The organism is Streptomyces sp. NPDC002536, assembly GCF_053594995.1.
The window spans coordinates 48,061-61,478 of sequence record NZ_JBSFWU010000035.1; the positions used below are offsets into that span (position 1 = coordinate 48,061).

General features: G+C 71.9%; 8 protein-coding genes and 1 pseudogene. 8 read left to right on the forward strand and 1 reads right to left on the reverse strand.

What is annotated here, in order from left to right; translation table 11 throughout:
• Positions 1 to 5: 5 nt before the first annotated feature.
• Positions 6 to 344 (forward strand): Rv3654c family TadE-like protein, encoded by a 339-nt coding sequence (locus tag ACWD4B_RS15685; RefSeq protein WP_451421241.1) that lies wholly within the window; start codon positions 6 to 8, stop codon positions 342 to 344.
• Here the strand turns inward: ACWD4B_RS15685 and ACWD4B_RS15690 are convergent.
• A complete protein-coding gene (locus ACWD4B_RS15690; RefSeq protein ID WP_451421242.1) occupies positions 332 to 2,833 on the reverse strand; it encodes a DEAD/DEAH box helicase in 2,502 nt (833 codons plus the stop codon). The genes ACWD4B_RS15685 and ACWD4B_RS15690 overlap by 13 nt on opposite strands.
• Positions 2,834 to 2,888: 55 nt before the next feature.
• Here ACWD4B_RS15690 and bldG point away from each other — a divergent pair, with 55 nt between their 5' ends.
• The 7 genes and pseudogenes from bldG to ACWD4B_RS15725 all read left to right on the forward strand — a co-directional run.
• The gene (bldG, locus tag ACWD4B_RS15695) at positions 2,889 to 3,230 is read left to right on the forward strand and encodes an anti-sigma factor antagonist BldG (protein ID WP_030367299.1); all 342 of its coding nucleotides are present in this window, start codon (positions 2,889 to 2,891) and stop codon (positions 3,228 to 3,230) included.
• Positions 3,231 to 3,403: 173 nt separating this feature from the next.
• Positions 3,404 to 3,877: an ATP-binding protein gene (locus ACWD4B_RS15700; RefSeq protein ID WP_451421243.1), complete on the forward strand. Its 474-nt coding sequence runs from the start codon at positions 3,404 to 3,406 to the stop codon at positions 3,875 to 3,877.
• A 328-nt stretch (positions 3,878 to 4,205) separates the two neighbouring features.
• Positions 4,206 to 6,608 (forward strand): sodium-translocating pyrophosphatase, encoded by a 2,403-nt coding sequence (locus ACWD4B_RS15705; protein ID WP_451421244.1) that lies wholly within the window; start codon positions 4,206 to 4,208, stop codon positions 6,606 to 6,608.
• Positions 6,609 to 6,831: 223 nt separating this feature from the next.
• Positions 6,832 to 7,407, forward strand: coding sequence for a small secreted protein (locus ACWD4B_RS15710; protein ID WP_451421245.1), 576 nt, complete (start codon positions 6,832 to 6,834; stop codon positions 7,405 to 7,407).
• Between the two features lie 108 nt (positions 7,408 to 7,515).
• Positions 7,516 to 9,045 carry a DUF7059 domain-containing protein gene (locus ACWD4B_RS15715; protein ID WP_451421246.1) on the forward strand — a complete coding sequence of 510 codons (1,530 nt, stop codon included), beginning with the start codon at positions 7,516 to 7,518 and terminating at the stop codon, positions 9,043 to 9,045.
• Between the two features lie 434 nt (positions 9,046 to 9,479).
• Entirely contained in the window at positions 9,480 to 12,335 is a 2,856-nt protein-coding gene (topA, locus tag ACWD4B_RS15720; RefSeq protein ID WP_451421247.1) for a type I DNA topoisomerase, read from the forward strand.
• A 157-nt stretch (positions 12,336 to 12,492) separates the two neighbouring features.
• A pseudogene (locus ACWD4B_RS15725) lies at positions 12,493 to 13,418 on the forward strand (dTMP kinase); the annotation flags it as partial.

Genomic DNA, 13,418 nt, shown 5'->3' on the forward strand with positions numbered 1-13,418 from the left:
GGGGCATGGCCTCGGTCTGGGTGGCGGTCGCCGCGACGGCGTTCTGCATGGTCTTCGCCGCGGTGCTGGCGATGGGCCAGGCCGTGGTGGCCCGCCACCGGGCAGGCGGTGCAGCGGACTTGGCCGCGCTGGCGGCGGCGGACCACGCCCTGCTCGGCCAGGACGCGGCCTGCGGTCTCGCCCGCAAGGTCGCGGCCGCCCAGCAGGCGGCGGTGGTGCGGTGCGCCGTCGTCGGCGAGATCGCCGAGGTGGCGGCCGAGGCCCGGGCGGGGCCGTACAGGGTGCGCGTCCGCTCCCGTGCGGGGCCGCCGGAAGCGGAGGGCCTGGCGGCCTACACCGGCTGATCCGGTGCCGGTGCGGGCGGCGACGGAGGCGGGGTGCCCTCGCCGCCGTCCTCCGCCGGTGCGTCTGCGAGGAGGCGGGTGAGCAGCCGGATGGCGGCTCGCTTGTCCAACGGGTCGTTGCCGTTGCCGCACTTGGGGGACTGGATGCAGGACGGGCAGCCGGTGTCGCACTCGCAGGAGGCGATCGCCTCGCGGGTGGCGGTGAGCCAGCGCGTGGCGGTGCGGAAGGCGCGTTCGGCGAAGCCGGCGCCGCCCGGGTGGCCGTCGTAGACGAAGACGGTCGGCAGGAGCGTGTCGGGGTGGAGGGGGACGGAGACGCCGCCGATGTCCCAGCGGTCGCAGGTGGCGAAGAGGGGGAGCATGCCGATGGAGGCGTGTTCCGCGGCGTGCAGGGCCCCGCCGAGGGCCTCGGGGTGGATACGGGCCTCGTCGAGCTGGTCCTCGGTCACGGTCCACCACACGGCGCGGGTGCGCAGGGTGCGGGGCGGCAGGTCCAGTTTGGACTCGCCGAGGACCTCGCCGGTGATGAGTTTGCGGCGGAGGAAGGAGACGACCTGGTTGGTGACTTCGACGGAGCCGAAGCACAGCCGTGCGTCCCCCCAGGGGATCTCGGTGGTGGTCTCCAGGATGGAGACGGCCGTGGTGTCGCGGGCGGTCGTCGAGTAGGGCGGATCGGCCTGCTCGACCAGGGCGACGGACTCCTCCAGGTCGAGGTGGCGGACGAGGTAGGTGCGGCCCTGGTGGAGGTGGACGGCGCCCTCGTGGACGGTGGTGTGGGCGGCCGACGCATCCACCGTGCCCAGCAGCCGTCCTGTGCCCTCCTCCACGACCTGGACGGGGCGGCCGCCCTCGCCCCGGATGTCGGTGAGGTCGGCGGCGCGTTCGCGGCGCGTCCAGTGCCAGGCGGCGGCGCGGCGGCGGAGCAGCTTGCGGGCTTCCAGCTGGGAGAGGAGGTTGTGGGTCTCGGGGCCGAAGAGCGACAGGTCGGCCTCGGTGAGCGGCAGTTCGGCGGCCGCGGCGCACAGGTGCGGGGCCAGGACGTAGGGGTTGTCCGGGTCCAGCACGGTGGATTCCACGGGCTGCCGGAAGAGCGCCTCCGGGTGGTGGACGAGGTAGGTGTCCAGGGGGTCGTCCCGGGCGACCAGGACGGCGAGGGCGCCCCGGCCCGTCCGGCCTGCGCGGCCGGCCTGCTGCCACAGGGAGGCGCGGGTGCCGGGGTAGCCGCAGAGGAGCACGGCGTCGAGGCCGGCGACGTCGACGCCCAGTTCCAGGGCGGAGGTGGCGGAGAGGCCCAGCAGCTCGCCGGTGTGCAGGGAGCGCTCGATGGCCCGGCGCTCCTCGGGGAGGTAGCCGCCGCGGTAGGCGGCGACGCGGGAGGGGAGGGAGCGGTCCACGGCGGCCAGGCGTTCCTGGGCGATCAGGGAGACGAGCTCGGCGCCGCGCCGGGAGCGGACGAAGGCGACCGTGCGGACGCCCTGGACGGCGAGGTCGGTCAGCAGGTCGGCGGTCTCGGCGGTGGCGGTGCGGCGGACGGGGGCGCCCCGTTCGCCGTGGAGCTCGGTGAGCGGGGGCTCCCACAGGGCGAAGACGAGCTCGCCGCGCGGTGAGGCGTCCTCGGTGATTCCGGTGACCGGCATGCCGGTGAGCCGGGTCGCCGCCGTGGCGGGGTCGGAGGCGGTGGCGGAGGCGAGCAGGAAGACGGGGTCGGAGCCGTAGCGGGCGCAGACGCGCCGCAGCCGGCGGAGCACCTGGGCCACGTGCGAGCCGAAGACGCCGCGGTAGGTGTGGCACTCGTCGACGACGACGTAGCGCAGGGCGCGCAGGAAGGAGGCCCACCTGGGGTGGGAGGGCAGGATCGAGCGGTGGAGCATGTCCGGATTGGTGAGCGCGTAGTTGGCGTACTGGCGCACCCACTCGCGCTCCTCGACGGGGGTGTCCCCGTCGTAGACGGCGGCCCGGACGCCCTTGCCCAGGGGTGCGGCGAGCTCGCGCACGGCGCGGCGCTGGTCGGCGGCGAGGGCCTTGGTGGGGGCCAGGTAGAGCGCGGTGGTGCCCCGGCCGTTGGGGGCCTCCGAGCCGTCCAGCAGGGTGCTGAGGACGGGCGCGAGGTAGGCGAGGGACTTGCCGGAGGCGGTGCCGGTGGCCACGACGACCGACTCGCCGCGCAGGGCGTGCTCGGCCGTGCGCGCCTGATGGGCCCAGGGACGCTCGATTCCGGCGGCCCGGATGGCCTCGGTCACTTCCGGCCGGATCTTCTCGGGCCAGGGCGCATGACGTCCGGGACGAGGGGGCAAGTGCTCCGTATGAGTGATGCGTGCAGCCCGGCCTGCCCCGGCGGTGAGGCGGTCCAGGACCGTCCGGGGAGCGGGATGTACGCCCGCCTCCGGCGGGAGTTGATCGTTGGCCATCGACACCGAGTGTGTCACCGGCGTGACGGACAATGGTGCCAAGGCGTCGTGCACGCCTGCCGGTAAGTGATTGAATGCCATCGCGGCTGCCGATCCATGGGGGGCGACCGCTCGATAGCAAGGTGCTGGAGGATCCGTGGACCTGTCCCTGTCGACCGAGACCGTAGGCGACCGTACGGTTGTCCGGGTCGGTGGCGAGATTGATGTGTACACCGCGCCCAAGCTGCGTGAGCAGTTGGTCGAGCTGGTCAACGACGGCAGCTATCACCTCGTCGTGGACATGGAGGGTGTCGACTTCCTCGACTCCACCGGGCTCGGCGTCCTGGTCGGCGGCCTGAAGCGGGTGCGTGCCCACGAGGGCTCGCTGCGGCTGGTCTGCAACCAGGAGCGCATTCTCAAGATTTTCCGTATCACCGGCCTGACCAAGGTGTTCCCGATCCACACCTCGGTCGAGGACGCGGTGCAGGCGACCGACTGACGACCCTGCGGTCTGCCGGCGGCCCGGTGACCGCCGGCGGCCGGGGCGGCCGTCCGCGGCCGCCCGACGACCCAGTTGCGCCGGGGGTTCCGGGCCGGCAGGTCCGGGTCCCTCTGCGAGTCAGCCCTGTTCCCGGAGCAGGAAAGAGGGCACGTACCACCGAGGGGGATGGCATGGCCACCGTCGAACTGCTCTTCAGTGCCCTTCCCGAGCATGTCCGGACCGCCAGGCTCGTGGCGGCCGCGGTGGCACGCCGGGCCGGGGTCGACGAGGCCGTGCTGGACGAGGTGCGGCTCGCCGTCGGCGAGGCGTGCTCGCGCGCGGTCGGGCTGCACATCAGCCATGGGATCGCGAGCCCGGTCCGGGTGGTGCTGATCGAGGACGAGAAGAAGTTCTCGATCGAGGTCGCGGACGACGCGCCGCATGCGGTGGCCGTCGAGGCCACGGCTGCCGCGCGGGCCGGTTCCGTGGGTGCCGGCTCCGGGGCGGCGGTCCACGCCGCGGAGGAGAGCGGTGCCGAGGGCGAGGACGACATGGGCCTCGCCGTGATCAGCGGCCTGGTGGACGACGTCGAGGTGACGGCCGACGAGACGGGCGGCCATATCCGGATGAGCTGGCCGACGACTCCGGCGCCCGCGCTGTCGTAGCTTGTCGTAGTCCCGCCTCGTTTTTTCGCCGGAGTTCTGCGTCCTGCCCCCGCCGTATTCGGGCTTCCCGGGTGTTGACCGGGGAGAACAGGTGTGGAGGGGAGCGGATTTTCGCCCTCCCCCGGTTCCCCGCCGTCCTTCGGCCCGTCCTGCGATGCAGCCCCGGGGCGCGGTCCTGTACAGGCTCATTCCGTTTGCCGCGCTCTGTTTTGATCTCGCCATGCTCCCTACAATCCGTGCATCTTGAGCTCAGGACGCCTGAGCGTGGCGGCTGTTCCGCGGTCGCGGTCCGGCTGCGCGCCCATGTGCCAAACGTCAAGGAGGACGAATGGCGGGGCACTTCACCCCTGAACAGGTGGACTTTCATCGGAATCTGGCTCAGAACCTCGCGGTCGAACTGACCCGCGGCAACCGCACCCTGGTGATGGTGATCGCCGCAGTGGCGCTCGCGGCACTGGTGGTGGCGGTGGTGCTGGTGCGGCAGGTGCTTGCCGCAGGCGAGGGCACCGACAGCATGAAGAGAATCGCCGCGGCGGTGCAGGAGGGCGCCAACGCCTACCTCGCCCGGCAGTTGCGCACCCTCGGCGTCTTCGCCGTGGCCGTGTTCTTCCTGCTCATGCTGCTTCCGGCGGACAACTGGACGCAGCGCTGGGGCCGTTCGGCCTTCTTCCTGGTCGGCGCGCTGTTCTCCGCGGCCACCGGCTACATCGGCATGTGGCTGGCGGTGCGCAGCAATGTCAGGGTGGCCGCTGCCGCGCGTGAGGCGACGCCTGCCGAGGGCGAGCCCGCGCAGGACCTCACGGTGGTGTCCCACCGCGCCATGAAGATCGCGTTCCGTACGGGCGGGGTCGTCGGGATGTGCACCGTCGGCCTGGGCCTGCTGGGGGCCTCCTGCGTGGTGTTGGTGTACGCGGCCGACGCCCCCAAGGTGCTGGAGGGCTTCGGCTTCGGCGCGGCGCTGCTGGCCATGTTCATGCGCGTCGGCGGTGGCATCTTCACCAAGGCCGCGGATGTCGGGGCCGACCTCGTCGGCAAGGTCGAGCAGGGTATCCCCGAGGACGACCCGCGCAACGCCGCCACCATCGCGGACAACGTGGGCGACAACGTGGGCGACTGCGCGGGCATGGCGGCCGACCTCTTCGAGTCGTACGCCGTGACCCTGGTCGCCGCGCTCATCCTCGGCAAGGCCGCCTTCGGCAACAGCGGTCTCGCCTTCCCTCTCCTCGTCCCCGCCATCGGTGTCCTCACGGCCATGGCCGGCATCTTCGCGGTGGCCCCGCGGCGTGCCGACCGCAGCGGGATGACCGCGATCAACCGCGGCTTCTTCATCTCGGCCGTCATCTCGCTGGCCCTCGTCGCCGTGGCCGTCTACTCCTATCTCCCGTCCAGCTACGCGGACTTGGAGGGGCTGGGTGACGAGTCCATCCGCACCCACAGCGGCGACCCGCGGGTGCTCGCGCTCGTCGCGGTGGCGATCGGCATCGTGCTCGCGGCCCTCATCCAGCAGCTCACCGGCTACTTCACCGAGACCAGCCGGCGTCCGGTCCGGGACATCGGCAGGACCTCGCTGACCGGTCCCGCCACGGTCGTCCTCGCCGGCGTCTCCGTCGGTCTGGAGTCGGCGGTCTACTCGGCCGTGCTGATCGCGCTGAGCGTGTACGGCGCGTTCCTGCTGGGCGGCACGTCGGTCATGCTGGCGCTGTTCGCCGTCGCGCTCGCCGGCACGGGGCTGCTGACGACCGTCGGCGTCATCGTCGCCATGGACACCTTCGGGCCGGTCTCCGACAACGCGCAGGGCATCGCCGAGATGTCCGGCGACGTCGAGGGCGCGGGCGCGCAGGTGCTCACCGACCTCGACGCCGTCGGCAACACCACCAAGGCGATCACCAAGGGCATCGCCATCGCCACGGCGGTGCTGGCCGCTTCGGCGCTGTTCGGCTCGTACCGCGACGCGATCGCGACGGCCGTCGACGACGTGGGGGCCGACACCAGTGCGCTGGGGCTGAACCTGGACATCTCGCAGCCCAACAACCTCGTCGGGCTCGTGCTCGGCGCGGCCGTCGTCTTCCTCTTCTCCGGGCTCGCCATCAACGCCGTGTCCCGGTCGGCCGGTTCGGTGGTCTACGAGGTGCGGCGGCAGTTCCGCGAACACCCCGGGATCATGAACTTCAGCGAGAAGCCGGAGTACGGGCGGGTGGTGGACATCTGCACCAAGGACGCCCTGCGCGAACTGGCCACTCCCGGACTGCTCGCCGTCATGGCCCCCATCGCCGTCGGCTTCTCGCTCGGGGTCGGCGCGCTCGGCGCGTACCTGGCGGGAGCGATCGGCACGGGCACCCTGATGGCGGTCTTCCTGGCCAACTCCGGCGGCGCGTGGGACAACGCCAAGAAGCTGGTCGAGGACGGCCATCACGGCGGCAAGGGCAGCGAGGCCCACGCCGCGACGGTCATCGGCGACACGGTCGGTGACCCGTTCAAGGACACCGCGGGCCCCGCGATCAACCCGCTGCTGAAAGTGATGAACCTGGTGGCGCTGCTCATCGCCCCCGCGGTGGTGAAGTTCACCTACGGGGCCGACGCCAGCAAGGGGCTGCGGGCCGGTGTCGCGGTGCTGGCCATCGTCGTCATCGTCGGCGCGGTGTATGTCTCCAAGCGGCGCGGTGTGGTCGTGGGCGACGACGGGAACGCCGAGCCGGCCAAGACGCCCGTGGACCCGGCGGTGGTGTCCTAAGGGCGGATCAGGAACAACAGGAGTCAGCGGATACGGGCGGGCGGAGCGCCTCTGTGGCGCCCCGGCCGCCCGTCTGCACGCTCTGGGGTTGCGGTGCGGCGAACACCACGAACATCGTGGTGCAAATAGCAGCAAAACGGTGCCAACCGCATCCTCGGCTCGGAGCCCCTTCCAGCGGGACGTGTAAGTTCCGGGGCCGAGAGCCATCGAAGGGACCAATCCGGTGAACAAGAAGCTTGCGGCTGCACTGTCCGGCGGGGCGGCACTCGTGCTGGCGCTGTCCGGTTGCGGCAGTGACAACGGCGGCAACGGCAAGAAGCTCGACGACTGGGCGAAGAGCGCCTGTGGCCAGATGGGGCCCCAGGTGAAGAAGATTCAGGACGCCAACACCGCCATCGGCTCGGTCGCCAACGAGACCGACCCGAAGAAGATGCAGCAGACCGATTCGGCTGCCTTCCAGACGAACGTGGACGCGTACAAGGCGCTTGCCAACGCCGTGCAGAGCGCCGGCGCTCCGCCCGTCAAGGACGGCGAGACCAACCAGAAGAACGCGGTCAAGGCCCTCAACGACCTCTCCGGTGCGTACGCCGGGTTGAAGAAGCGCATAGACGGTCTGGACACCGGCGACCAGAGCAAGTTCTCGGACGGCCTCAAGAACATCGCCGGGGACATCCTCAAGCTCAGCGGCAAGAGCGACGATGCGCTCAAGACCCTGCTGTCCGGCGACGTCGGCAAGGCGATGGCCAAGCAGCCCGGCTGCCAGAAGACCTCGGTCTCGCCGTCGGCGAGCAAGAAGTAGCCGAGAGGCGACAGGGAAGTAGCGCTTCCCGGGCCGGGGTTGGGGCGTTCCGCCGCCACCCCGGCCCGGGTTTCGCCTTTTGTCGGTGGTGCCCGCGACAATGGGTCCGTGAGTACGCACCTGCCCACCGCCGACACCACGCGCACCGCCCGACTGCGCGACGCCCTGCTGGCCGCCGACTTCACCGCCGACGGCCTCCTCGACCTGCTGGGCGCCCCCGCCTACGCCGCGCTGGCCCGCAGTGAAACCGTCCCCGCCCTGCGCGCCACCCGCGGGGACGGCCCGCTGGAGACGCTGGTCCGGCTCTTCCTCCTGCAGCGCGCGGTCGTCCGCGGGCAGGCCGCCGCGGCCCTCCCCGTGGACGACTGCCTCGCCGACGGCTGGCTGGTCCGCGAGGACGGCGACCTCGTGCGGGCGACGGTGGACGTGCGCCCGTACGGCGGCCCCGAGGGGCAGGACTGGTGGATCGTCTCCGACCTCGGCTGCGCGGTCGGCGGTGCGGGCGGCATCGCCGGAGGCACCGGGGGTCCGGAGGGCGTGGAGCGCTCCGAGCTCGTCCTCGGGGTCGGCGGCGCGTCCACCACGCTCGCCGGCATCACGGTGCGCACGCCCGTCGCGAGCGCCCTGGACCTCGGCACGGGCTCCGGCATCCAGGCGCTGCACGCCTCCCAGCACGCCACCCGGGTCACCGCCACCGACCTCAACCCCCGTGCCCTGCACATCGCGCGGCTCACGCTGGCGCTGTCCGGCGCGCCCGAGGCGGACCTGCGCCAGGGGTCCCTCTTCGAGCCGGTCGCCGGCGAGACGTTCGACCTGATCGTCTCCAACCCGCCGTTCGTCATCTCCCCCGGCGCCCGTCTCACCTACCGTGACGGCGGCATGGGCGGGGACGACCTGTGCCGCACCCTCGTCCAGCACGCCGCCGACTGGCTCAACGACGGCGGTTACTGCCAGCTGCTCGCCAACTGGCAGCACGTGGAGGGCGAGGACTGGCGCGAGCGGCTGGCGTCCTGGGTGCCGCGCGGCTGCGACGCGTGGATCGTCCAGCGCGAGGTGCAGGACGTCGCGCAGTACGCCGAGCTGTGGCTGCGGGACGCCGGCGACCACCGCACCGCGCCGCAGGAGTACGCGGCCCGCTACGACGCCTGGCTGGAGGAGTTCGAGGCCCGGAAGACCAAGGGCGTCGGATTTGGCTGGATCACGTTGCGCAAAACGGGTGCCGAGCAGCCGTCCGTGATCGCCGAGGAGTGGCCGCACCCCGTCGAGCAGCCCCTGGGCGACACCGTGCGGGCGCACTTCGAGCGGCAGGACTTCCTGCGCTCGCACGACGACGCGGCCCTGCTGGCCACCCGCTTCCGGCTGGCCCCGGAGGTCGTGCAGGAGCAGGTCGGGCTGCCGGGCGCGGAGGACCCCGAGCACGTGGTGCTCCGCCAGAACCGCGGTATGCGACGGGCCACCAAGGTGGACACGGTCGGCGCGGGCTTTGCCGGCGTGTGCGACGGATCGCTCGGCGCCGGCCGCATCCTCGACGCCATCGCCCAGCTGCTCGGGGAGGACCCGGTGCAGCTGCGGGACCGTACGCCGGACTCGATCCGGCTGCTCGTCGAGCAGGGGTTCCTGACTCCGCTGGACGGCTGAGGCGAGGAGCGGCGGGAGGGGCGCCGACTCACGGGGCAAGGGGATGGAGGGGTCGCGTTCACGTCATGTTTGCGTGTCCGGCGTGCGGCGGGTCCGGGAGGCTGTCGGTGCGGCCGGGGGCGCGCGGTCGTCCGTGGGCACCTGCCCGGGCCGGTGCGAGCCCCCGGGCGGGGACACCGGCCTCTGCCGCGAAACGCCACACGCACCCCACCGGGCACTGTCGCGGCACCCCTTCCCACCAGCCACGACGTGGCCGCGATGGGACCGTCACACCCGTCGTGTGACGGTCCGGGCGGCAGACAGGACGCTTGTCGGGTTACCGTTCGAGTGGCGTTGCGGGCTTTTTCCGTTTGACACGGGGGCGGGATGTACCGTCACACTCCGCAGCGTCACCGCAACGCCCATACCGAGTGTCGACCGGAAGAAGAGCGAAGTTGTCCCCGACCAGCGAGACCGCACAGGGCGGCCGCCGACTCGTCATCGTCGAGTCGCCTGCCAAGGCGAAGACGATCAAGGGCTACCTCGGCCCCGGATACGTCGTCGAGGCGAGCGTCGGGCACATCCGTGACCTGCCGAACGGGGCCGCCGAGGTTCCGGCGAAGTACAAGGGCGAGCCCTGGGCCCGCCTGGGTGTGAACGTCGACGCCGACTTCCAGCCCATCTATGTCGTCAACACGGACAAGAAGGACCAGGTCAAGAAGCTCAAGGACCTGCTGTCCGAGTCCGACGAGCTCTTCCTCGCCACCGATGAGGACCGCGAGGGCGAGGCCATCGCCTGGCACCTCCAGGAGGTGCTCAAGCCCAAGGTCCCGGTCCGCCGGATGGTCTTCCACGAGATCACCAAGGACGCGATCCAGGCCGCCGTCGCCAATCCGCGCGAGCTCAACAAGAAGCTGGTCGACGCCCAGGAGACCCGCCGCATCCTCGACCGCCTCTACGGCTACGAGGTCTCGCCGGTCCTGTGGAAGAAGGTCATGCCGCGGCTGTCGGCCGGCCGTGTGCAGTCCGTCGCCACCCGCCTCGTCGTCGAGCGCGAGCGCGAGCGCATCGCCTTCCGCTCCGCCGAGTACTGGGACCTCACCGGCACCTTTGCCACCGGCCGCGGCGGCGACGTCAGCGACCCGGGCACCTTCGCCGCACGGCTGAGCGCGGTCGACGGCCGCCGCGTCGCGCAGGGCCGCGACTTCGGGTCGAACGGGCAGCTGAAGGATTCCGCGCAGGTCCTGCACCTGGACGAGGCCAACGCCCGCGCGCTGGCCGCCGCCCTCGCGGACACGTCCTTCGCGGTGCGCTCGGTCGAGTCCAAGCCGTACCGCCGCTCCCCGTACGCCCCGTTCCGCACCACCACGCTGCAGCAGGAGGCCTCGCGCAAGCTGGGCTTCGGTGCCAAGGCGACGATGCAGGTGGCCCAGAAGCTGTACGAGAACGGCTTCATCACCTATATGCGTACGGACTCCACGACGCTCTCCGACACGGCGGTCACCGCCGCCCGGACGCAGGTCACCCAGCTCTACGGCGCCGAATACCTGCCGGAGAAGCCGCGGACCTACGCGGGCAAGGTCAAGAACGCCCAGGAGGCGCACGAGGCCATCCGTCCTTCGGGTGATCGTTTCCGCACTCCCGCGGAGACCGGGCTGACCGGTGACCAGTTCCGGCTCTACGAGCTGATCTGGAAGCGGACCGTCGCCTCCCAGATGAAGGACGCGACCGGCAACTCCGTCACCGTCAAGATCGCCGGCCGGTCGGCCGACGGCCGGGACGCCGAGTTCAGCGCGTCCGGCAAGACCATCACCTTCCACGGCTTCATGAAGGCCTACGTGGAGGGCGCCGACGACCCGAACGCCGAGCTGGACGACCGCGAGCGCCGCCTGCCGCAGGTCACCGAGGGCGACGCGCTGACGGCCGAGGAGATCGCCGCCGACGGCCACGCCACCAAGCCCCCGGCCCGCTACACCGAGGCCTCGCTGGTCAAGGAGCTGGAGGAGCGGGAGATCGGCCGCCCGTCGACGTACGCGTCGATCATCGGCACCATCCTCGACCGCGGCTACGTCTTCAAGAAGGGCACCGCGCTCGTCCCGTCCTTCCTCTCCTTCGCCGTCGTCAACCTGCTGGAGAAGCACTTCGGCCGGCTCGTCGACTACGACTTCACCGCCTCCATGGAGGAGGACCTCGACCGCATCGCCCGCGGTGAGGCCCAGGCCGTGCCGTGGCTGCGCCGCTTCTACTTCGGCGAGGGCCCCGAGGGCGGCGCCGCCGACGCCGGCAACGGCGACGGCGACCACCTCGGCGGGCTGAAGGAGCTGGTCACCGACCTGGGCGCGATCGACGCCCGCGAGGTGTCCTCGTTCCCTGTTGGCAGCGGCATCGTGCTGCGCGTCGGCCGCTACGGCCCGTACGTGGAGCGCGGCGAGAAGGACTCCGAGGGCCACCAGCGGGCGGACGTGCCCGGCGACCTGGCGCCCGACGAGCTCACCGTCGAGTACGCGGAGGAGCTGCTCGCCAAGCCGAGCGGTGACTTCGAGCTGGGCAAGGACCCGGAGTCGGGCCACCAGATCGTCGCCAAGGACGGCCGCTACGGCCCGTACGTCACCGAGATCCTCCCCGAGGGCACCCCGAAGACCGGCAAGAACGCGGTCAAGCCGCGTACCGCGTCGCTGTTCAAGTCGATGTCCCTCGACACGGTGACGCTCGAGGACGCGCTGCGCCTGATGTCCCTCCCGCGGGTGGTCGGCGCCGACGCCGAGGGCGTGGAGATCACCGCGCAGAACGGCCGCTACGGCCCGTACCTGAAGAAGGGCACGGACTCGCGGTCGCTGGAGACCGAGGACCAGCTCTTCAGCATCACGCTGGAGGAGGCCCTGGCGATCTACGCGCAGCCCAAGCAGCGCGGGCGGGCCGCGGCCAAGCCGCCGCTGAAGGAGCTGGGCACCGACCCGGTCAGCGAGCGTCCCGTGGTGGTCAAGGACGGCCGCTTCGGCCCGTACGTGACCGACGGCGAGACGAACGCGACCCTGCGGCGCGACGACGACGTGGAGACGATCACGCCGGAGCGCGGTTACGAGCTGCTGGCCGAGAAGCGCGCCAAGGCCCCGGCGAAGAAGACCGCCAAGAAGGCGGCCGCGAAGAAGACCACCACGGCCAAGAAGGCCCCGGCGAAGAAGACCGCGGCCAAGAAGACGGCCGCGAAGAAGACGACCAAGGCGGCTGCCGCCAAGAAGACGGCGGCGAAGAAGACCACGGCCGCCGCGAAGAAGGCGGCGGCGGAGCCGGCGTCGGCTTCCGCGGAGTAGGCGGAGCAGTCCGGGTGAGGGCGGTGACCGGTGACCGGTCACCGCCCTCACGCATAGGACAGTCCGTAAGACGTCCCGTGTGACGTCCTGTGTGATGTTCGCTCAGGCGTTCGTTCGCGGACGGCGGCGATTCGGGCACTCCGGATAGGCTGGCAGGATGACGCGAGCCGAGCAGCCAACAGAGGTCAACCCCGCATCACGGGCGCTGGCCGAGGACTCCCGCGAGCGTGCCCTGCGATCCCTGCTGCGCATTCCCGCACTCAGGAAGCTGTGGTCCGCCCAGTCCGCAGGCAGCACCGGAGACGCCCTTGCCGTCCTGGTGCTCATGCTGCTGTCGCTGCAGGCGGCCGTCGAGACGGACGCGCTGGGCGGCGGCTACCGCGGTGCCGCGCTCGCCCTCGCCGCCGTCGTCGGCGCGCGGCTGCTCGCGACGCTGCTCTCCGGCGCCGTCCTGCTCGGACCGCTGTCCTCGCTCCTGGCACCGGACGGCCCGCTCGACCGCCGCTGGACCATGATCGGCGCGGACGGGCTGCGGTTCGCGCTGCTCGCCGTCGCGCCCACCTGGATCGACTGGGCCGGCGACCGGGCGCTTGCCTGGCTGCTGGCCACCGCCTTCGTGATCGGCATCGCCGAGCGGGTGTGGACCGTCGCCAAGGACGGCGCGGCCCCCGCGCTGCTGCCCATGCCGCCGCCGGAGGGCGCGGCCGTCCGCCCGCTGCCGGACCACCTCGACGCGCTGCGCCGCCTGTCGCTCCGTACGACCTTCCTCGCACTGCCCGCCGCCGCGGCCGCGCTCGTCGTCGTCACCCTCTTCGAGAACCTGCTCGGCTCCGGCATCGACTGGTTCCACGTGCACCAGCCGGCCCTCGCCTGCTACCTCGCGGCCGGGCTCTTCGGGGCCTCCGCGGGCATCCTCTACTCCCTCGAACTGCCCACCGCGCAGGGCCTCCGCGCGCACTCCCCGCTGGAGGGGCTGCGCCGGCCCCGGAAGGGGCCCGGCCAGAGCGCCGACACGGGCCGCACCGGGGCGGTGCCCGTGCTCGTGCTGGCCTGCGCGGCCATCGCGGGCGCGGTGGCCGCGGC